5 protein-coding genes are annotated in these 24,442 nt (G+C 47.8%); all 5 read right to left on the minus strand.

The window, feature by feature from the left end; all coding sequences use genetic code 11:
* Positions 1 to 22: 22 nt before the first annotated feature.
* Genes BMZ54_RS22025 through BMZ54_RS22045 form a run of 5 tightly spaced genes read right to left on the minus strand, consistent with a single transcriptional unit; the run spans position 23 to position 24,441 of the window.
* On the minus strand, positions 23 to 9,706 hold the full coding sequence (locus BMZ54_RS22025) for a non-ribosomal peptide synthetase (RefSeq protein WP_089917443.1): 9,684 nt from the start codon (positions 9,704 to 9,706) through the stop codon (positions 23 to 25).
* Positions 9,707 to 9,712: 6 nt separating this feature from the next.
* Positions 9,713 to 12,760: a type I polyketide synthase gene (locus tag BMZ54_RS22030; RefSeq protein ID WP_089917445.1), complete on the minus strand. Its 3,048-nt coding sequence runs from the start codon at positions 12,758 to 12,760 to the stop codon at positions 9,713 to 9,715.
* Positions 12,761 to 12,795: 35 nt separating this feature from the next.
* Positions 12,796 to 16,191: a non-ribosomal peptide synthetase gene (locus BMZ54_RS22035; protein WP_089917447.1), complete on the minus strand. Its 3,396-nt coding sequence runs from the start codon at positions 16,189 to 16,191 to the stop codon at positions 12,796 to 12,798.
* Between the two features lie 6 nt (positions 16,192 to 16,197).
* Entirely contained in the window at positions 16,198 to 20,490 is a 4,293-nt protein-coding gene (locus BMZ54_RS22040; RefSeq protein ID WP_089917449.1) for a type I polyketide synthase, read from the minus strand.
* Between the two features lie 18 nt (positions 20,491 to 20,508).
* Positions 20,509 to 24,441 (minus strand): MupA/Atu3671 family FMN-dependent luciferase-like monooxygenase, encoded by a 3,933-nt coding sequence (locus tag BMZ54_RS22045; RefSeq protein ID WP_089917451.1) that lies wholly within the window; start codon positions 24,439 to 24,441, stop codon positions 20,509 to 20,511.
* Position 24,442: the final 1 nt, after the last annotated feature.

Raw genomic sequence — 24,442 nt, forward strand, 5'->3', positions numbered from 1 at the left:
TTAAACTGAGTTGAAAATGTTTTTAGAATTTAAGTGTGGCGGGCGTCAGGTTGCTGCTTTCCATACCTGCTGTTCTTTCCTGGCTGATGGTGGCTGCAAAGTCCCGGATGGTGGTATGGTTAAACAGGTCAACGATATTTACGGAGACCCCTATTTCTTCTTCTATCTTTTGGCGAAGCCGGATAATAGTTAACGAAGTACCGCCTAACTGGAAGAAGCTGGTGGTAACGCCTACCTGCTCCCTGTTTAGTAACGCACACCAAATGTGCACCAGCTTTTCTTCCGTTTTGTTGCGGGGTGGTTCAATGTCCTGCAGGAACTGCAGCGCATCTGGTTCGGGCAAGGCTTTTTTGTCCGGTTTACCATTTAGTGTAAGTGCAAAATGGTCCATTTCCATTATTACGCCCGGGATCATATGCTCCGGTAAAACCTGCGCCAGATAACCCAACAGCTTTTCCTGCGTATAACCTGCGCCGGGTATTATATATGCTACCAGGCGTTTGTTTTCCTCCTCCATGCCTTTTACAAGCACAATGGCATCCTGCACCAGGCCTGTTCCTGAAAGGGCTGTTTCTATTTCCCCTAATTCTATGCGGTAGCCTCTTATCTTCACCTGGTCATCTTTACGGCCAATAAATTCTATGCTGCCATCGGGCAACCATCTTCCCAGGTCGCCGGTGCAGAACATAGTGGCGCCATCCAGGTAGGGGTTCGGTACAAATTTTACGGCGCTGAGTTCCGGCCGGTTAAGGTACCCGGCAGCAATGCCCTTGCCGGAAAGGCATATTTCCCCTACCGCGCCAATGGGAGTTAACTGCTCCGTTCCCGGGTACAGCAGGTGAATGTGCCTGTTGGGAATGGGCTTACCAATGGGTATGGAATCTTCTAATGCTGTTACCTTATGATAGGTGGCACATACCGTACTTTCCGTAGGGCCGTAGGTGTTATAAACGGGTACGGTGGTCCAGATGTTATCTATATAACCGGGCTTCAAAGCATCGCCCCCGCTAATGAGCACGCGGAAGTTAAAGGCATATTTGTGATATACATTATTCAAATGCTGCAGCACAAAAGGGTTGGTGCTCAGGATAGATATTTTATGGTCCTCGCAAAGCTGCAGCAGCTGGTCAATATCATTTTTGCCCTGGAATAACACCAATGTGCCGCCGCTAATGAGTACCGGGAAAATTTCTTCTACAGACGTATCAAAAGAAATACTGGCCTGTTGTACAATACTATCTGCCGGGGTTAGCTGAAAATAGGCTGAAAAGGTGATAGCATAATCTGCCAGTGACAGATGCCTTATTTGTACGCCCTTGGGATTACCGGTAGAACCGGAGGTGTAAATGATATAAGCCAGGTCATTGAGGCTGCATGCCACTGCTGTGAACGTGCTGCTGTAATGCTCCCTGATCTCTTTGAAACCGGCTATTAGCGTATCATTTAAAACTATTTTACATTTACTGTCCTCATAAATAAATGTTTTGTGTTTTTCAGGATACCGGGGATTTACCGGTACATATACCCCGCCGGCCTTCATGACTGCCAGCATGGCAATGATGGTCCAGGCGCCGGGTTCCATTTCAATGCCCACCAGGTCGCCTTTTGCTATGTTCCGGTCATTCACCAGATAGCCGGCCAGCTGGTTAATGCAGCCATCCATTTCACGGTAGCTTAGCGCCTGTTCGTGCTCAATTAAAGCGGCTTTGTCCGGGTTTTTGCCGGCGCTTTCGCTGAACAGCTGCAGGATGGTTTTATCTGCGTTATTACGGGTCTCCGTAGCGCTGAAGTGTTTCAGGATCTTTTCCTGTTCCGCTGCCGGCAGCAGGTTGGTATCGTTAATTTTTTCTGCCGCCTGTATTACAAAAGCGGTCAATACCTGGTTCACATACGTATGCAGGGTATCTATGGGCACATCTATTTTCAGCAGGTAACGCAGGCCGTAAATTAACCGGATGGTTTCCCCGCTGGCAATAACATCTATATCCAGGAAAGTATTGGTGGCTTCAAATGATGCTACGTTCAGGCGTTGTGCGGGCACTTCGCCGGCTGCAGGTGTATGGATGGCGCCCAATTCATTATAAACATGAAAGTCCACATAATTGAACAGCACATCAAAAAATGGCGATCTGCCGGCGTCCCTTTCATTCGTGATCTTTGAAATTTCATATAACGTCATGCGCTCTTTGGTCCTTAAACCGGTGAGCTGCTGCTCCATGCGTTTAAAATATGCCCTCCACGATAGCCGGTGCGTATTTTCCAGGCGGTTGCGCACCGGTATCGTATTCAGGAAACAGCCTAAGATCTTATCGCCATCTTCCACAACCGGGCGGTTATTGGTTACCATGCCTATTACAAAGTCCTCCTCATAACTCAGCATTTTAAACACATATACCAGGGCGCCATAAAAAGCCGTTTTCATGGAAATTCCTTCCTGCCGGCACCTTTCACGAAGGCTGTTAATAAAGTGTGCGGGGTATACGCCGGTATAACTTTGCATAACCGGTGCATTTTTAAAGAGGTCTAACCGCTTATAATCTGCCAGCTCATTTTTCCAGAAGTGAATGGTTTCCGGATCGTTTTTTTCATATAACTCACCCAGGATCGCATCCCGGTATGTGGATCTTAATTTTTCTATGTGAAAAAGCTGCGTGTTATCAGCCAGCTGCTGATAGATATGAGATAGCTCCGTATTCAGGGAAGCTACGCTCCAGCCATCCAGTATAGCGTGGTAGAACTGGAACAGGAATACATCTGTTTCAGGGGAAATGCTGAAAAGGTCTGCCCGCCACATAGGCGCTTCCCCCATATTAAACGGGCGTTTGCGTTCCTGTAACATATAATTCCTGATATGCTCTTCCTGTGCAGCTGTTGCTGATGCCTGTATGTTGTGATAACCGATGTTAACCGCTATCTGTTTGTCTACGATCTGTATATCTTCACCATACGTTGACAGATCAAACCGGGTTCTTAATGCCGGGTGCTTCCATACCAGCTTTGAAAAGGCCTGCTCAAACAGGTCCGGCCGCACAGCCGGTATCTGAAAAATAAACTGGTCATGGTACATACCGGAACCAGGATTCAATGTAGAGAGTATTACCATTCCCCGCTGAATATCGCTCATGGGGTAAATATCTTCTATTGATGCGGCGTCCGGGATAACCTCCAATACCTTTTCCTTTAATTGCGCAACCCTGGCGATTGTTTCATCTTTTAGTTTTTGCCTGGCTGCCGAAATACCCAGGTTGTTATTAATTACTTCGCTTAAACCGGTAATGGTGCTGCATTCATATAACTGCCCGATGGTTAATCCCACATTGAATTGTTTGTTGATCTTACTGATCAAACGGATAGAAAGGATGGAGTCCCCGCCTATGCGGAAAAAATTATCGTGTATACCAACCCGTTCCAGGTTCAGCACTTCTTCCCATATGTTTGCCAGCGCGCTTTCTATTTCATTGCGGGGCCCCTCGTAAGTTGTGGCCGCTAAGTCACTGTCGCCCGGGTCAGGTAAGGCCCGCCTGTTCAGCTTTCCGCTGCTGGTTAATGGAAATTCTTCCAGCTCCACTACACGGCCGGGGATCATATATTCCGGCAGCTGGTTTTTCAGGTATTGGTATAACAGCTCCTGGTTATAACCAGCTTTGGGTATTACATAGGCTGCCAGGTATTTGTGCGGGGTCCCTTCTCCCCTTACCAGCACCGCGGCATGTTCCACATAACCAGATCCCGTGATGCAGATTTCTATTTCTCCCGGTTCTACACGGTTACCACGTATCTTCACCTGGTGGTCTATTCTGCCCATATAGGCTATTTCCCCGTTGGGCAGCCATCTGGCCAGGTCGCCGGTGCGGTAGGCGCGGTAGTTGGCATTAAAAGGGCTGGTAATAAATTTCTGCTCCGTTAATTCCCGTTGATTGATATAACCGCGTGCCACCTGCACGCCTTCGATCAGCAGCTCGCCGGGCACGCCTACCGGCTGTGGCTGCAGGTGTTTATCTACAATAAATATCCTGGTATTGGCAACCGGTTTGCCAATAGTTACCCCGCAGGTTCGTGTATCCACTTTTGTAAGCTCAATGCTGGTAACATCTATAGCAGCCTCCGTAGGGCCGTACAGGTTATGTATGCGTACCCAGGGCAGCTGCGTCTTAAATGCCTCTACCGTAGCAGCCGGTAATGCTTCGCCGCTGCATACCACGTGTTTCAGGGTTTTACATTTATCCGCATCCAGGCCTTCCAGGAAAATAGCCAGCATGGAAGGCACAAAGTGCAGGATGGTAGTTTTTTCAGCGGCTATCAGCTCCTGCAGGTATAAGGGATCTTTATGGCCGCCCGGTTTGGCAAATACCAGCTTACAACCGGTAATGGCAGGCATTACCAGCTCCCATACGGATACATCGAATGTATAAGGCGTTTTCTGTAAAATAATGTCTGCGGCATTAATTCCCAGATCGTCACGCATCCATAACAGCCGGTTGTACAGGCCTGCATGATCATTTAATACACCCTTTGGATTACCGGTGGAGCCTGAGGTATAAATGGCATAAGCCAGGGTAGATGCAGGTATGTTCACTTCCGTGAACGGCGTTTGTTCTTTCTGCTGAAAGGTTTCCATGAAAATGGCATCTATGCAAACTTTATAGCTACTATCTGCCGCTATATATTTTACACGCTCTGCCGGGTATTCCGTATCTACAGGCACATAAGCGCCGCCACATTTTAAAATGCCCAGTATGGCTATGAGCATATTTAATCCGCGTTCCAGCTGTATACCTACCAGGTCATTGGGCTGTATGCTGTAATGCTGTTGTAAATAGCCGGCGAGCCGGCTGGTAACCAGGTCCAGCTCCCGGTACGTCAGGTGCGCATTTTCATAAGCAACAGCGGTAAGCTCCGGCTGCTCCTGTACCCGCTCCCTGAAAAGGTCCAGCACCGTTTTACCCGGTTCATAGGCCACTTCTGTTGCATTAAATTTTTCAAAGATCAGCGCACGGTCTGCCGCCGGCAGAAAATTAATCCGGCTCAGCGGCTGGTCCTCTGCTGTTACAAATTGCTCAATAATGCTGTGCAAATGTGCGGCAAGCGATGTTATGGCTGTGGCATCGTACTTGCCGGCATTAAACATAAAGTCTACCTGCAAAGCGGCTTCACCTGGGAATACCAGCAGGTTAAAATCATAATTGGTTTGCTGTACAAACTCCACTGTTTCTACCTGTAGCTGGTCTGTTGTAACCGCTGCTTCTTTTACCATTTGCTCAATGGGAAAGTTCTGGAAAACAACAATGTGGTTCAGCAGGTTGGCTCCCAGCTCGCTTTGTGCCTGCACTTTAGCCAGGTTCAGGTAATGGTGGGCGGTGCTGCTAATACCTGCCTGTTGTGTTGCTGTTAACAGCTTTACCGGTGTGCAGTCTTCTTCATATTTTATGCGTACGGGTATGGTGTTAATGAAAAGGCCTACCATATTTTCTATGCCATCCAGCTCCGCAGGCCTCCCGGACACTACAGCGCCAAAAACCACGTCGTTGGTATTATTGTACCTGGACAATAAAAATCCCCAGGCAGCTTGTAAGAACGTGTTTTGCGTAATGGCTAACTTATTACAGAGCGCCTTTAGCTTATTAAACAGTGCGCCCTTAATGGTAACGGACCTTTTTTCTTCTTTATACTCCTGCTGCTGAGGTTTTAAAAAGGGAATGGTGGCAACGCTGGTATAATCTTCCAGGTATTGTTTCCAGTGATCCAGGGAAAGACTGGTATTAATGCTTCTTAACCAATGTATATAATCCAGATAGGGTTTGGGTTCTGGAAGGCTCTCCCCGTTTAATAACCGGTTAAAATCCCGGATTAAGATACCCATACACCAGCCGTCCATTAAAATATGATGATGGCTCCATACAAATTCATACCGGTTGGCGCCCAGGTCCAGCACCTTTAAGCGCATGAGTGAATGCGCTGCAAGATCAAAACCTGTTTCCCTGTCTTTTAATTTGTACTGTTTAATATAAGGCTCCACATCCCTTTCTTCCAGGAAGGCGGGTAAGCTGTCGTAATGAAAGTTTGCGGTTACATTCCTTCTTACCAGCTGTAAAGGAATATCTGCCAGGTGGTGTACAAAGCTGGTGCGTAAAACAGCATGCCGGTTTATGAGCTGCTGGTAAGCTTCCTGTATGGCATGCAGTGTTATCGTATTCAGCTGTACCCGGTAAGCGATCTGCCCTGTATACAGCGATGGGGAGCTGCTGGTTAACCAGTGAAAATAAATACCCTGCTGCAAAGGCGACAGCTCATATACCGCTGTAATATTCTCATCTGCTTTAACAGCGTTTAAACTTTCTGCCGTTAGTCCCGGGAAAAATAGTGCTGTACTGTTAACTGCCTGCTCCGTTGCATTTACCACCAGCTGACTGGCCAGTGTTTCCAGCACGGGGGTTTGCAACACGGCTTCTACCTTAAGGGTATAGCCCAGCTGTTTTAACCGGGATACGATCTGTATGGATTTGATAGAATCGCCGCCCAGGTTGTAAAAATTATCTTTAACGCTTATTCTTTCTTTGTTCAAAACGATCTCACATACCTGCACCAGTATTTTTTCCTGGTCTGTTACAGGCGCTGAATATGCTATCTTATTGGAAAGGTCCGGCTGAGCGGAAGCCAGCAGCTTACGTTTATCTGTTTTGCCGCTTGCATTCAGCGGTATTTTATCAACCTGCACAAAACCCGCGGGCACCATATAATGTGGCACTTTAGCTGCCAGGTGCATTCTGAGTGCAGCTACGTCCTGCTCTTTGTCTGAAACCACAAAAGCTACCAGCTCTTTTTGCCCGGTTATGGTTTCTCTCACCAGTACCACGGCTGCTGCTATATCTTCCTTTTCCCTTAAATGGTAAGCTATCTCTTCCAGCTCAATGCGGAAACCTCTTATTTTCACCTGGTCATCTATCCGCCCCAGGAAATTAATGTTCCCGTCTTTGAGCCATTGGGCTACATCGCCGGTATCGTAGATCAGCTGACCCGGTTCAAAAGGATTGGTGATGAATTTTTTGGCGGTAAGGGTTTCATTATTCACATACCCCCTGGCCAGGCCTTCGCCGCCAATATATAATTTACCTTTCACGCCAATAGGTACCAGCTGCAGCTGCTCATCCAGCACATACATTTTTGTATTATCAATGGGCTTACCTATCGGTATTATGTTATCTGCACGGGGTGCTGCACAATCGTAATACGTTACATCTATACTGGCTTCTGTGGGGCCATACAGGTTCATGAGCGCTACCCAGGGCAATTGTTCGCGGAACAGGGTGCTGTGGTCTTTTGATAATGCTTCCCCGCTGGTAAATACCTGTTTCAGGCTAAGCAGCTTTGCTTTTTCTTCCGGAAACTGTTTGATGTAGTGCAAAAAAGGCAATAACATGGAGGGTACAAAGTGCATAACCGTTACTTCACCATCCTCAATGCTTTGTACAATCTTTGACGGCACTTTTTCCGCTTCCGGCGCTAACAAATATACCTGTGCGCCGTACAAACCCCACCATAACAATTCCCATACAGATACATCGAATGAGTAGGTTGTTTTCTGTAAGATCACATCTGCTTTACCCAGCGCGTAAGCCTTTTGCATCCATACCAGGCGGTTCACCAAAGCATGGTGCGCTATCATTACCCCTTTGGGATGGCCGGTAGACCCGGAGGTATAGATCACATATACCAGGCTCTTTGCATTATTTATTTTCCCGGGGTTCTGTACAGGATACTGGTCTGCACACGGTTCAAACCCGGCCATAAAGTCCGGGTCAATAATGCATTTACAGGCAGCGTCTTTTTTAATGTATGATTTACGGTCCTCCGGGTTATTAGGATCAATGGGCACATAGGCGGCACCGGCCTTTAATACGCCAAAAATGGCTGTTACCAGGTTCAGCCCGCGGGGTAATTCAATACCCACCAGGTCATCGGCTGCCATATCATAATGCTGCCGTAAAAAGTGCCCCAGCTGGTTCGCCTTTTCATTCAGCTGCCGGTAAGTAAGGCTGCCTGCTTCCGCTACAACCGCCACCCGGTCGGGGTATTGGGCTGCCTGCGCTTCAAACAGCTCAATGATGGTTTTGTCAGATGGGTAATCTGCTTTTGTATCATTAAACGCATACAATAGTTCATTGCGCTCAGGCACTGAAAGAAAGTTGCAGGTATCAATGTGCTGGTCCGGATCATCAAGCACCACAGCTGCCAGCTGTTTAAAGTGCTGCATCATTTGCCTGATGATCTCCGGGTTATATACATCCGTATTATAATTTACGATGAGCTGTACATAGGCGCCAACTTCCAGCGCATTTATCTCTATGTCAAATTTTGCATTGCGCCGGCCCCTGTAATGAATGCCGTTCACCATTTCGTTGTTCAGCTCTATAGGATTGGCGCCTGCGCTTTGAAACGTAAGCATTACATCAAACAGCGGGCTCCGGCTGCTGTCGCGCATAAGCTGCAGCTCCTCCACCAGCAGGTCAAACGGAAAGGTTTGGTGTGAGAGGGCTGCCAGCGTATTGGCTTTTACTTTCGTATAGTTATCTGTAAACGTTTCTTTTGGCGCCAGGGTATTTTTAAGCGCCAGCGTGTTCACATAAAAACCGATCTGGTCTTCCAGGTAAGCATGTTCACGCCCTGCAACCGCTGTACCCACTACCATTTCCTGCTGACCCGTATACCTGTATAAAAGCACATTCCATAAGCTTAACAGCGTAATAAATAAGCTGCCTTCCTGTTTTTGTGTATAGGCCCTGAGCTTTTGCGTGGTTTCTTTTGACAACCAGGTTTCCAGTAAGATCCCATTATTGGTTTTAATAGCAGGGCGGGTTTGTTCGCTGGGCAGCTCTATTACCGGTATGCCGTCTTTAAATTGCGCCAGCCAGTAATTCCTGTCATCATTCACTTTACCGGCGGTTAGCTGTAAGCCCTGCCAGTTTGCATAATCTTTGTACTGAATACGGAGCGGGGATATAACAGGGCTGGTATTATTCGTGTATGCATGATAGTAGGCAAATACGTCTTTTGCCAACACATCCAGCGACCAGCCATCGCTGATAATGTGGTGCATTACATAAAAGAACCGGTACTGCTTATCCGACAGCTTAATGAGGCTGGCCCTGAACAGGGGCCCGTTTTCCAGGTCAAATAACCGGAAGCTGTCTTCCTCCATATATTCACCGGCTTGCGCTACCGCATCCTCCTGTTCACTGAGATCTACCAACGTGATCTCAAAGCCAAGCTCGTCCAATGGCAAGATCCACTGCCTTACTTCGCCGCCTGCATTTTCCCTGAAAACAGTGCGTAAAATTTCATGGCGTGTTATTACCGCGTCCACAGCTTTTTTGAACAGTGTTATATCCAGGTCATCAGTCATGTCTACATGATTGGGGATCACATAGGCCCTGGACATTTCCGGGTATTGGCTCAGTATCCATAATCTTCTTTGGGAAAAAGACATGGGGTAACTTTCCTGCACCGGTACCGGCGTTATTTCCGCGAAGGATCCCTGTGCAGCATATCTTTTAAGATAGGCTATCAGCTCACTCTTGTTCTCCCGGATCCTGTTTACCAGCGTTTCCGCTATTTCGTCTCCTTCAAAGCCTATCAGCAGGTCGTCGCCGTCTAAAGAAACAGATATATCGTGATGGTTTAGTTCAACCAGTAACTGACTAATATTCATGACAAGTTATATTTTTAAGCTTCTCGTCTCTTTTTTAGGTTTTTGTGATTTGAGCAGGGTGGCAATGTTAATTTCTTCCGCCAGCAGTTTTATGGTAGGCCGGGCATACAGGTCTTTGAGATCCACCTGCACGTTATATTGCTGCTCAATCCTTCTGAGCATGGTCATTGCTTTAAGTGAGTTGCCGCCCAGGTCAAAAAAATTATCTTCAATGCCTATTTTGCCGGATGGCAGAAAAGATTGCCATAATTCGCATAATGCTGCTTCCATTGCAGTTTCCGGCGCAACGTAGTTCTCATTCACATCATAAGCTGCGGAACCGGCAGGAGCCTCCTCCGGGGTTTTATTTTCTGCAGCGCCTGGGTTGCCGGCGCTAAAAACCGCCCCGCCACTGGTTACCTGCTTAAAGGTGTCTATCCTTACCCTCAAATTGGTTTTATCAAAGGCATAACCGGGTATGGATATCTTATTATATTTTTCGTGGTCATTAAAAACATCCCAGTCCACCGGCACTTCGTTCTTCCATAATTTACCCAATGCATGCAGGTAAAACGCATAGTCGTTCACTGCTTCCTTAGGATGCCTTAATACATTTATACCCAGGCTGTTTGTTTGAAAAAGCGGATGCATCTTTAGGAAAGAGGTTAAGATTCCGCCGGACCCGATCTCAATATAATTGGCGCTTCCTTTTTCCAGCAGGCAATGAATGCCGTTTAAAAAATTAACCGTATGCCTTAAATGCCTTACCCAATACTCCACTGAGGTGGCTTCTGCGGCCGTGATCTCCTTACCGCTCAGGTTTGAAATAAACGGTAATACCGGCGCTGAAAGGGGAATACGCTTAAATGCTTCCCGGTAGTCGTCCAGTATTGCATCAAACATAGCTGAGTGGGCGGCTACCGTAACTTTCAGCTCCGTGAAAGGGATGTTATGCAACGTTAGTACGCCTGTAAGGTCCTTTATGTCTGCAAGCGGGCCTGAGACCACACAGGAGTCAGGAGTATTAATGGCTGCAATGGATAAGTTTTCTGTGAGGTAGGGCCTTACCTGTTCTGCTGATAATTCCACGCTCACCATACGGCCTTCTTCCAGTGTTTCAGACAGTTCTGCCCTTTTCATCACAATGCTCAACCCATCTTCAAAAGAAAATACGCCACTTAAACAGGCTGCCACATATTCCCCCAAACTATGCCCTATCATGTAACCGGGCTGTATGCCCATACGCATTAGCAGCCGGGCCAGGGCATACTCCACTAAAAAGAGCACCGGCATATACAGCGCGGTATTGATGAGTGTTTTACCGGTAGCTGCATCGTCCGTATACCCCATGATCTTTTTAAAATCGCGGCCGGTTTTACGTTCCAATAATTCAAAACCTTCATCCATCAGCCTTTTAAAATAGCGCTCCTGTTCATATAACTGTTGGGCCATTTTAAAGTACTGACTGCCGGCGCCGGAAAACATGAAAACAATATTTTTTGCAACGGTACGGCTGCCGGTGGCTGGTTTCAAATCTGTTAATGCCGCGTGCAGGTCCGTATCTTCCTCACATACCAGGAAATCCCTGTGTTTAAAATGTTTGCGGCCCATTTGCAGGGTGTAGGCCAGCTCCTGCAAAACGGGGGCGCCGTTCTCCTTTATAAAATCCTTTAGCTGCTGTTTATAGTTATTGAGCGCGGTAATTGTTTTGGCGGAAAATACCAGCAGCTGCGCTTTCGCAGAGGGTGTGCTTTCCCTTACAGGCGCTTCTTCCAGTATAGCGTGCGCATTGGTGCCGCCAATGCCAAAGCTGCTTACACCGGCCCTTAACACCTGATCATTTATACGCTGCCACGGTTGCAGCTTATCATTCACATAAAAAGGCCCGGATGCAAAATTGATCTCCGGATTGGGAACGTGGTAGTTAATAGAAGGAGGCAGTACCCGGTGTTTTAATGACAGCGCGGTTTTTATAACGGCCACCACACCTGCTGCTGCATCCAGGTGGCCCAGGTTCGATTTTACGGAGCCAATGGCACAGCGGTGGGCTGTATTATAATTAAAAGCTTTGTTCAATGCCTCTATTTCAATAGGATCGCCCAGCTTGGTGGCCGTTCCGTGTGTTTCCACATAAGTAACGGAGGTGGGATCCACACCGGCAATCTTATGCGCCATGCTTATACATTCCGCCTGCCCGTTCACACTGGGTGCGGTGTAACCTACTTTCCGCTTACCATCGTTATTTACGGCAGTAGCTCTTATTACGGCGTAAATGTGATCCTTATCTGTAATAGCATCTTCCAGCCTTTTTAATACTATTACGGCTACGCCATCTCCGAAAATGGTGCCGGATGCATCTTTGTCAAAAGTTCTGCAATGCCCATCCTTTGAAAAGATCATCCCTTCTTCATGCCAATACCCTTTATCGTTGGTGGTATTAACCGTAACTGCCCCGGCCAGCGCCATGGAACATTCTTTCATGAGCAAACTTCTGCAGGCCAGGTGAATGGAGGTTAAAGAGCTGGAACAGGCCGTATCCGTATAAATACCGGGGCCTCTCAGGTCCAGGTTGTAAGCTACCAGGGTACTGATAAATGCTTTATCTGCCAGCCGGGTGGTCATAAACAAACCTACCTGGTGATCAGGATTGAGCACCGTATACGCCCGCCAGTTCATGTTGTCTGAGGCAGATAAATATAACCCGATCTTACCCTTGTATTCATCCGGGTTACAGCCGGCATCTTCCAGCGCCCACCATACCTGCTCATGCATCAACCGCGTTTGCGGGTCCATTACATCAGCTTCAGCTTTCGTATAACCGAAAAAGTTATAGTCAAAACTTTCCGGGTGGTCCAGCAAAGAAGTAACGGGGATATAGTTGGGATGCCGGATCACCTTTTCATCCACACCCAATGCCTTTAGCTCCTCCGGTTGGTACAGGCGGATCAGCTCCTTACCTGCCAACAGGTTTTTCCAGAACGCTGCCAGGTCCGCTGACTGCGGGAACCGGCCGGATAATCCTACAATGGCAATATCTTTTTTTCTTTCCACCTTCCTGGTGTCCGTGTTATTCATTAGAAACAGATAATGGGGTTAAAACAAATGACGGCCTACTCTTCCATCAGGTCTATCATATCGTCAATCTCTTCTGACAATAAGACATTTTCCTGCTCATGTTCTTTAGCCGTTTCCGTAAACACATTTTTTACGAGGTCATTAATGTTGGCATACTGGAACAGGAAAACGGGTTTTATATCTACATTCATCTCCGCCCTGATCTCGTTCAGGATCTTGATCAGCTTTATAGAATTGGCGCCCAGGTCAAAAAAGTTATCGTTAATACCTATTTCCTGGGGCTGCCGTCCCAGCTCACGGGCAAAGATGCCGATCAGCTTTTCCTCCGTTTCATTGCGGGGCGCTACATATGCGGTGCTGGCGGTTAAGGTTTGTGTTTCCGGGGCGGGTAATGCCTTTTCATCTATTTTACCATTGGCGCTCAGCGGCAGGGCTGCCAGCTGTATAAAATAAGCCGGCAGCTCATACTCCGGTACCCGGGCTGCCAGGAACCTGCGCAGGTCCGATGCATTTTGCGTAACAGGCGATACGATGTATGCCGCCAGCTCCTGATCCTGTTCCGCATTTTTTCTTGCGCAAACCACGGCTTCTTTAATTTCCGGGTGCTGCAGTAATTGAGTGGTTACTTCCCCCAGCTCAATCCTGTGGCCGCGTATCTTTACCTGGTTATCCCTTCTTCCCAGAAAGGTGATGCTGCCATCGCTGTTCCATTTGGCAATATCACCGGTGCGGTATAAGCGGTCATTTTTCCGGAATGGGTTCTCAATGAACTTGGCTGCGGTCAGCTCCGGTTTATTTAAATAACCGTGGGCTACCTGTACGCCGCCTATCAGCAGCTCACCGGGAACGCCCACCGGCTGTAACATCATCGCATCGTTCACAAGGTAAATGCCGGTGTTGGAAACAGGATAGCCAATGGGCACACCATTCAGCTCCGTATCATAATGGGTAAGGTCAATGGCTGTTACATCAATAGCGGCTTCCGTGGGGCCGTACAGGTTATAGATCCGGCTGTTCATTTTGGTTTTAAATTCACTTACCACTTTTGCGGGCAAAACCTCCCCGCTACAGATCACCTGTTGCAGGCTGGTTATTGCTGCACTATCCACATTGTTTAAGAACACCTTTAACATAGAAGGCACAAAATGGGCAATGGTCACCTGCTGCTCTTTGATCAGGTTTTGCAAATAATACGGATCCTTATGCCCATCGGGTATGGCAAATACCAGTTTTGCACCGCAGATAAGGGGCAACAGCAGCTCCCATACGGAAACATCAAAAGTGTAGGGTGTTTTTTGCAGGATCACTGCTTCCGGAGATACGCTTAAATAGGTTTTCATCCACAACAACCGGTTGGTAAGGCCTGCATGATGATTGAGCACGCCTTTGGGCTGCCCCGTTGAGCCGGAGGTGTAAATAGCATAAGCATAATCTGCCGGCAGAATGGCTGCATCTACCGGTGTAGTTTCATAATTTTCCTGCAGGGCTTTAAAATCTTCCAGCACTGTCTCATCAATACATACCTTATAGGCGCTGTCGGTCCTTATATATTCCAGCCGCTCCTGTGGGTACGCCGGGTCTATGGGAAGGTACGCCCCACCAGCTTTCAGTATGGCCAGAATGGTGATGATCATCCATTCACTGCGGTATTGTTTAATACCTGCCAGGTCATTGCGGGTAATTTTATAACGGTCTGTCAGATACCGGGAGAACTGTGTGGACAGGTCATCCAGCTGTTTATAGGTAAGCGTTGTGCCCTCAAATATCACCGCTGTGTTATCCGGGTTCCGGGCTGCCTGTGCGGCAAACAGCGCTACCACTGTGCTGCATGGTTCAAACACCGTATCAGTAAGATTGAACTCCTCTAAAATACGCACCTTTTCATTTGCCGCCAGCAGCTCAAAAGTTTGGATACCTGCTTCCGGATTAGCCATGATGGCAGATGCCAGCTGTTTAAAATGCTTCATTAATGATGTTACCATCTCCCGCTCATACACATCTGTATTAAAGTTAACGTTGAAGGAAAGGTAGCTGCCTGCTTCTGCAAAGTTCACTTCCAGGTCCAGCTTGGCCAGGTGCGCACCTTTGTCATAGACTGCATCGGTGTTTATATCCGCGCCACTGTCCTCCCGCTTTTTGCCGGTGTTTTGCAATACCACCATCATATCAAAAATAGCATTGCGGTTCACATAACGTTTAGGGTTCAGATCATCCAGCAGCTGATCAAACGGATACGTTTGATGCGCATAGGCCTGCAGCGCATTCCTTTTAACCCGGTTAAAATGTGCCAGGAAACTATCATTGGGCGCTACCTGGTCTCTGAATACAACCGTGTTCACAAAACAGCCGATCTGGTTTTCCAGGTCTGCATGGTTCCTGCCGGCTACCGGCGAACCGGTTATCAGCTCCTCCTGCCCGGTGTAGCGGTATATCAATACTTCCCATAAAGCCAGTAAGGTGATGAACAAACTGCCTTCCTGTGCTTTGGTGAATGCTTTCAGCTGGCTGGTAAGCGTTTTGGAAAGATAGGTTTCCAGCGTATGCCCCTGCTGCGTTCTTACCGCGGGCCTTACCAGGTTGGATGGCAGGTCTGTTACCGGCAGCTCACCCGACAAAACAGTTAACCAGAACTCTTTGTGCTTAGTATTTTCTGCACTGGTCAGCTCTTTCAGCTGCCAGGCGGCAAAGTCTTTATATTGTATGGTTAGCGGCGCAAGCGCTGCGTTGGTATCCGATAAAAAGGCCTGGTAATACGCCATTACATCATTGGCCAGCACACCCATGGACCAGCCATCCCCTATAATGTGATGTATGTTGTAATGGAACACATACCGGCCGGGTGCTACCTGCAGCAGGGCCGCTCTTAAGAGGGGCGCCTTTTCCAGGTCAAACGGCTGGTCTGTATCTGCTTTTACATAATCATTGGCGGCCTGCAGGGGATCTGCTTCCCCGCTAAGATCCTGGTAGTGTATGGTAAAGTCCAGCTGCTGCATGGGCACTACCCATTGCCTGGTTTCTCCCTCACTGTTCTTTTTAAAAGCAGTGCGCAGTATCTCATGCCGCTCCAGCACTGCAAACACCGCTCTTTTAAAAAGTGTTATATCATACTGCCCGTTCAGCTCAACCTGGTGAGTAATGTTGTAGGCTGCCAATCCATCCTCAAACTGGCTTAATACCCACAGGCGCTGCTGTGATGAGGAAAGCACGTAACCTTCATCTGACAAAGGAACAGGCATAATGGCCGCCTTCACATCGGCCGTAGTGCTGTTTTCTTTTAAATAGCTGATGATGGCATTCTTAGCAGCTTTTATTTTACCTACCAGCTCGCCGGGCAGCTCCTGGTGATCAAATTTTAAACGCAGGTTCTCTCCATCCAGTGAAAGAGATACCTCGTTTTCTCTGAGTTCTTTTAACAGTTCCTTTATCTCCATAAAAATTTAAATTATGAGTTCATTCACGCGGTGCTTTGCCTCTCCTAACCATTTCTTTTCAGTTACCAGTAAGGACAGGTCGTATGCGGTTTTGTTAGCAAACATTTCTGCAATGGTGATCTCTATGCCCATTTCCTTTTTCAGCCGGTTAATCAACACTACTGCTTTCAGCGAATCGCCGCCCAGCTCAAAAAAATCATCTTCCATTCCAATACCCTGCATACCAAACAGCTCTCCGAACAAATTAACCAGGCGCGTTTCCGTTTCATTTTCCGGGGCCTTGTAGGAAGATCGTAGCTGGTTCCTGTTCATTTCCACGCTGATGCCGGTTTTCGCGCTTTCCTGTACAGGGGCGGCCTGCAGGTTGTGGATATCCCTTTTGGAAACAATGATCTGTTCTGCGCCGGTGTACAGGAAAGAACCGTAAAGAACAGCAATGAGCTCCTGCTCCTGTATCCACGGCTCTTCCTTATGTACACGGTCTATATTTATAACTGACCACTTTGTTTTCGTTTGCCGTGCATGCAGCGCCAGGTTATCCATTAACGTAGCGGCGGCTGCATAGGCACCGTAGGAAATACCGCCCAGGAAAGATGACAGGCTGGAAATAACGGTGATAAAATCCACGGGCCGGTTCTTAAAAAAGCTGTCAATCTGCAGCAGCCCGTTCACCCTGGGGGCAAAATGCTGTTCAATAGTTTCTGCAGTAATATCATTGGCAAAAGCAATGGCCCCTGCACTGGTGTGCTTTGCAGTATGAATGACGCCGTTTATAGGACCGTACTGCGTTACCAGCTTTTCAATGTTTGCTGCAGTTATTTCCGCATGTACAAAAACAATTTTTCCGGGAAGCGCTGCCAGCTTTTCATACAACTGCGCTCCTTTCTGGTGCTGCGGTTCCGGTGAAAGTATGATCACGTTTGCCCTGTACTCCGTTAATAAATGAGCGGCCAGCGTGTATTCAATATCATCCAGGTGCCCGGTTACCAGGTAGGTTCCCTGCTGTTTTATAAACGGCTTCCTTTCATCCGTTACCGGCAGGGGTTCATAATAAGGCGCCCAACGCCTGTTGTTGCGGAAGGCTACCTGGCTGTATTTTGCTGCATCTTCAAACTCGCCTGTTATAGCATCTATTGAATAATGATCCAGGTCAAGATCTATTACGGTGGCGTAAACGTGCGCACGCTCCTGTGCAAGCACGTTTAACAAGGTGGCGGCATGCTGATTGAATGTGCGGATGTGCTCTGCGCCGGTAACTGCGTAATTCCTGTTACTCAGGAAGATGATCTTTTTAGGATCTGCTGTTTCCATCAATTCAAGGCCATTTACAAGCTGCAACAGGTTATTAAATGCCGCGTTATAAGCATGGTGGTTTGTGTGTTCATTATCCAGGTCCCAGGCATATACAATAACATCCGCAACCTGCTGCAAGGTTTTTAAATGTATTGCCAGGTCCTCATGATCCACATCCCCTTTCCTTACTTCCACTACCTTTTTATTACCTGCTTTTACTTTGCTGATCAGCTGTTCACAAAAGGCCGATCCATCACTTAATACCAGGTAATTTTCTTTGGCTGCAAAAGTTGCATCCGTAGCAGGTTTCACTGGTTGCTGTTTCCAGGAAGGCAGGTAAAAAGCATCCCTTATCTGCCGGCTGCTGCGGTTAGCGGCTTCCTTGTTCAGCAATGCTTCCTCTATGCTTACTTTAGCCGGTACTTTGTAAGGTTCAAATGCATATGTGGGTATGGAGCGTTTGCTAGGCAGCTGCGCTCCATAATAATTATCCCAGTTCACGGTTATACCGTGCATGCCCAGGTTGCCCAGGAAATTGGCCAGGAACCAATCATCCTCCACCTGCTCTTTAGGATGTTTGATTGTGGTAAGCACCGCATTCTCCAAAGCAGGGTTTTGGGATTTTTTGAAGAAGGTGGCCAACGTTCTTCCCGGCCCTACCTCAATAAACAGCGTATGGTCCATGGCTATCAGTTGTTTGATCCCCTTTTCAAACTGCACGGTACCAAGGATATGACCGGACCAATAGGCAGGTGAAGTGGCCTGCTCCGCTGTAAGCACCTCACCGGTAAGGTTAGAGATAACCGGGATAACCGGTTTATTCAGCTGAATGCTGTTTAATACCTTTTCAAAATCATCAATGATCACTTCCATCATTCCGGAGTGAAAGGCATGGGATGTTTTTAATGCTATAAAAGAAATTTCTTCGGCGATCAGCTGCTCTTTTATGGAGGTCATCTCCTGCCGGGTGCCTGACAATACAAAAGAATCATGGGCGTTCACCGCTGCAATGGCAGTGCCGTTGATCAATGTTTTGCTTATTTTTTGCAGGGACGTGCCTACACTGATCATATCACCTGCTGCCACACCGGCCATTAATGCTGCCCGGGCGCTTACTACTTTCAAAGCATCGTCCAGGGAGAACACGCCGCTGATAGTGGCTGCTACATATTCGCCCAGGCTATGCCCTATCATATGACTGGGGTGTATTCCAAAACTCATGAGCAATTGCGCCAATGCATATTCAAACAGGAACAATACAGGCTGTGTGTAAAAAGTTTCATTGATCTCCTCCCCCTCAGTAAACAGCACCTTTTTATAATCAATACCCTTCAGCTCCTGCAGGCGGGCAAAACCGTTATCCATGATCTCCCTGAACAGCGCATGTTCTTCATACAGGTGTTTTCCCATATTCACATACTGGCTGCCCTGGCCGGAGAACATGAACACGATCCTGCTTTTGGGTTTTACCGTATAGGTCTTTATTTTCCCCGCCTGCAGGGTGGTTACCAGCTCCTCATTATCTTTTGCAATGATGTACCTGCCGTAATCAAAATGTTTACGGCCCGTTTGTAAAGTGTAGGCTACATCTGCAAGGCTAATGTCTTTTTTTTGTTGCAGGAAATGTAACAACTTAGCTTCGTACCGTTCCAGGGCCGCTGCTGTATTGGCGGAATAGCGGATAAGCTGATGTCCCTTCCTGGCCTTGCCTTTACGGGCTTCCGGCGCTTCCTGCAGTACCATATGCACGTTTGTGCCGCCTATGCCCAAAGAGCTTACACCTGCAACCAGGGGTGCATTGTTAACAGGCTGCCATTCAGTGGTGGCTTTATTTACATAAAACGGCCCTTCGCTAAAAGGGATGGTTATGTTGGGTGATTGATAATGCAGGCTGGCAGGCAGCATGCGGTGTTTCAGGGCCAGCGTGGTTTTAATTAACCCGGCAATACCGGCTGCTTCATCTGCATGCCCCATGTTGGATTTTATGGTACCAATGGCACATTTATGCAACCGGTCGTTATTGAACGCTTTGTTCAAAGCCTCAATTTCAATGGGATCGCCAATGCGGGTACCGGTGCCATGCGTTTCCACATAGCTGATCTCTGCGGGTGTTACTCCTGCAATTTTATGCGCCAGGCGTATACATTCTGCCTGCCCGTTCACACTGGGCATGGTATACCCGGCTTTATCATTCCCATCATTATTCATAGCCGATCCGCGGATAACGGCATAAATATGGTCGTTGTCTTTTATCGCATCTTCTACGCGCTTTAAGATCACTACACCTGCGCCATCGCAGGGCACCGTACCGGAAGAATTGCTGTCAAAACTCCTGTTATGCCCATCTTTTGACATGATGGTGCCTTCCTGGTAAATATACCCGGTATCTTCCTCAGACAGCAGGCGGATACCGCCTACCACTGCCACGCCACATTCATTTAACAACAAGCTTCTGCAGGCCAGGTGCGCGGTGCTCAGGGAGGTAGAACAGGCTGTATCTATAAAATAACAGGGACCTTTAAAGTTTAGTTTGTACGAGATCAGAGAGGCCATAAAATTGGGGTTGGCCATTTTGCGCTTAGTCAGGTCATCCACATGTTCGGTTTTGGTTACCGTGGAGTGAAAGCTCCAGCCCAGGTCTTTATTGGCCCCTAAAAAAATGCCCACTTTTTTATTATACAATTCCACGTTACAGGCAGCATCTTCCAAAGCTTCCCATACCAGCTGATGCATCATCCTGGTTTGCGGGTTCATTACCCGGGCCTCATGGATCGTATATTTAAACAGGGGATAGTCAAATTCATCTGTGCCGGTTACAAAAGACGATACTTTTACGTAATTGGCCCGCTCGCGCTTTTTCTGATCCATACCTTTTTCTTCCAGCTCCCGGTCGGTGAAAAAATGGATCAGTTCCTTTTCCGCCAACAGGTTGTTCCAGAAGGTTTCAATATTACCTGACTTCGGGAACCGGCCGGACATCCCGATAATTGCTATATCCTTTTTCATTTTTTTTGCTTTTTAGCATTACACGTTATCCATGAAATTGATCAGATCATCTACCCCTTCCAGCTCATTTTCCTCCACCAGCATTTTCTGCGGAATATGGCTTTCATTTAAACTGGCGGCCAGGGTTCTTACCGTGGGGTACTGGAAAAAGACAATGATCTTCAGCGTTGCATTCAGTGCCGTGTTTATAATAACAAGCAGTTGAAATGCTTTCAGTGAATTACCGCCTATCTCAAAGAAATTATCATCTATGCTCAGCTGGTCCAGTTTTAAAAATTCGCGCCAGATGCCTGCCAGCTTTGCTTCCAGCTCATTGCGGGGCGCTACGATATGCCTGGCAGTGGTTTTTATTGCATCGGGACGGGGTAAGCGCAGGTGGTCTACTTTTCCATTGGGGGTGTACGGAAATTCATCCAGTATTATTACATGCTGTGGCAGCATATAGGCCGGCAGCCTTAATCTTAAAAAGTCTTTAATGGCCCCCTCATCTGCCTGATGCCGGTGCGTTACGTACGCCATTAATACTACCTGCTCTTTTACCCGGTTGGCTGCTACCACGCATTGAATAACGCCCGGATATGTGAGCATAACATTCTCGATCTCTTCCAGCTCAATGCGGTAACCTTTTATTTTCACCTGCCTGTCGAGCCGGCCCAGGCACTCCAGCTCTCCATTCGGGAGCCAGCGTGCCAGGTCTCCGGTCTTATAGATCTTTTGCCCGTGGGCAAATGGGTTAGCAATGAACCTGGATGCCGTCAGCTCCTCGTTATGTAAATAACCCAGGGCTACCCCATCGCCGCCAATACACAACTCACCGGCCACCCCTACCGGGCATAACTGGTGCAGGTGGTCCAGGATGTAAATACTGGTATTGGCGATAGGTGTTCCGATTGTGACGGCATCTGCCTTTGTTATGGTTTTTACGGTAGACCAGATGGTAGTTTCCGTAGGCCCGTACATGTTATGTACCGGACGCCCGCCGTTTTCAATGAGCTTTTCAGCCAATGACCGTTTTAAAGCTTCACCACCTACCAGCAGGGTGCTTATTTTTTGCAGGGCAGCCCTTCCCTTTGCGTGCAGCAGGGCCTCTTCATAAAAAGACGGGGTGGATTGCATGTGGGTTACCTGGTGCTGTTCTATTAACGCGGCAGCATCCTCATTTTCAGTTAAACGGTTCATGCGCTCCACTATAAAATCATGCTGGATCTTTGACCGCCTGATCAGCTCTTTAAGTGTAAAAAGATGGGGCAGGTTGCTGATCACCAGGTCCTCATCCACACCAAAATCAATTAAACAGGCTATTTCATTTACACCGGCCTCATAGATCCTGTTAACCACATCCAGGCAGGTCTCCGGTGTGCCAAACAAACTGCTGGTGCTGTAATAACGGTGAAAGCCCATATCCAGCAGCACATTTACATCCTGCTCAACGTCCAGGCCTTTTTCTTCGGCAATAGGTTTTAACAGGCTCAGTGAATTTTGCAGATAGTTCTTAAAAGGCGGTTCCACCACTTTCCTTACCATATCTGCATTGTCACTTACAAAGGTGTGCACCATCAGGGCTACCTTGCCTTTGCGGTCATCAAAACCGTTTTCGTGCAGGGCTTGCCGGTAGGCCTTTATTTTTTCGCCCAGCTCCTCAATGCTCTGTCCCAGCAGGTGGGTAAGCACATTAGCACCAATGGAGCCGGCGTATTTAAAAGTATCAATGCCCCCGCCGGATGTGATCCATAAAGGCAGCTTTTCCTGTATGGGCCGGGGGTGGATCTTAAACTCAAAATCTTTGCCTACGCCATTCTGCCGGGTTAAAGAACCGCCCTGCCATAGATCTGTAAGGATCGTTATCTTATCGCGCATAGACTGCTGGCGGTGGTGGAACTCGTTGGGCGCCAGTACAAAATCGTTCGGGTGCCAGCCGGAGGCTATAGACAGCTCCACTCTCCCATTCGAAAGGTTATCGATCATAGACCATTCCTCTGCCACCCTTACCGGATCGTGCAGGGGCAGCACCACACTGCCGGAACGGATCCTGATATTTTGCGTGATGGTGGAAACAGCTGCTGCTGCCACGGAAGGATTTGGAAACTGATCACCGAAACTATGGAAGTGGCGTTCAGGCACCCAAATGGCCTTAAACCCATGCTGATCCGCAAACCGGGCACCTTCGATCAACAGCTTATATTTATTGGTATTTGACCGGGTAACACCCGTGGGGAAATAAAAGATGCTGAAGTCTACTGCGGGTTGGGGAAGAATGGGCGCCGGCCTTTCCAGGTGTATCACCACCTTGTCTCCCCTGGTAAGCGTCCATAACAGCTCCAGGATAGAAATGTCAAAGCTGATGCTGGTCATGGCCAGCCATACATCAACGGCGGTTTCTTTTATGAACCGCTGCTCCATGCCTGTAATAAAGTTCACCAGGTTCCGGTGCGATACTTTTACGCCTTTGGGTTTGCCGGTTGAACCGGAAGTGTAGATCACATAAGCAATGGCTGCGCTGTCTGTTACCGGTAAAATGTCCTCCCCGCTATAACTCCATATTTCCGGTTCTTCCACATTAATGGCTGTAAATGCCGTTGAAATAATATCTTTTGACTGGCTATCCGTGAGTATAAATTTTGTACCACTGTGATCTGCTATATAATCAATACGATCTAAGGGGTAAAATGGATCCATAGGCAGGTAAGCGGCGCCGGCTTTCAAAATGCCAAGGATCGCTGTCATCATTGCTATAGACCGCCCCAGGCACACGCCTACCGTGGTACCGGGTGTTACACCCACAGACCGCAGGTATAAAGCCAGCTGATCTGCCTTATCACTCAGCTGCCGGTAGGATATTTCAGCGCCTTCACAAACCAGGGCAATGTTGCCCGGCGTTCTTTTTACCTGTTGCTGAAATAAGGAGATCACGGTGGCCGTGGTATCATACTTTACTTCCGTATCGTTAAAGGAATACAGGAGCTCCCGCATCTGTTCCGCATCCAGATAAGATATGCGCTGTATCTGCTGCTGCGGGTTCACCAGGCTTTCCCGCATAAAGTTTTCCAGGTTATTGGCCAGGCGCTTTATAAACTGCTGCTGAAAAAGGTCTGTGTTATATTCTATGGATACACTCAGATCATTTTCATCTTCAAAGAAGGTGAAAGTGATATCATATTCACTGACTGAGAAGCCGGATCCCGGGTCAAAAGAACTATCATTCTTTTGCTGGTGTGTAACCAGTACATCAAATAAAGGAGAGCGGCTTACATCCCTGCTTACCTGCAGCTTGTTCACCAGGCCGTCAAAGGAATAACCTGAATGAGTGTACACTGACCTTAAAGTGGCGCTCTGCAAAGCGAACAGCTCTGTAAAAGAATATGTTGCTTCAAACTGCATACGTACCGGCAGGGTATTCACATACAATCCTGCCCGGCCCTGCAGGTCAGGGTGATTTCTGCCGGCAACGGGCGTGCCTACAATAATATCGGTTTGGTTGGTATACCGGTACAGCAATGCATTTACGCCGGCCATTAATGCCATAAAAAGCGTTCCCTTGTTTTCGCTGGAAAATGTTCTCAGGCGCTGTAACAGCTGCGGGTCATAAATGTGCGTATAGGTGGCGCCGTTATAGGTCTTTAAAGCCGGCCGTGTTTTATATGTTGGCAGGTTAAGGACCGGCAGCTCACCGGCTAATTTTTCCAGCCAGTAAGCTTCGTCAGCTTTAACCTGCTCTTTATTACCTGCCCGGGCTGCATAATCCGGCTCTTCCGCCAGCGGTATCTGCTCCACGCGGCCGGCCGCAGTTACAGACTTTAAGTAAGCCAGGATACCCGGTTTGTTCTCTTTTATTAATGCTATGACACTGTCTTCAACATCTTCCTTCTGAAAGGTTAGTTCAAGGTTATCTCCTGACAGTTTAATATCTATACCTTGTTCTCTTATCTGTTTTAATAAGGACGCTGTTTCCATG

Origin of the sequence: Chitinophaga rupis (assembly GCF_900109685.1) — a bacterium.
Classification (GTDB): Bacteria; Bacteroidota; Bacteroidia; order Chitinophagales; family Chitinophagaceae; genus Chitinophaga; species Chitinophaga rupis.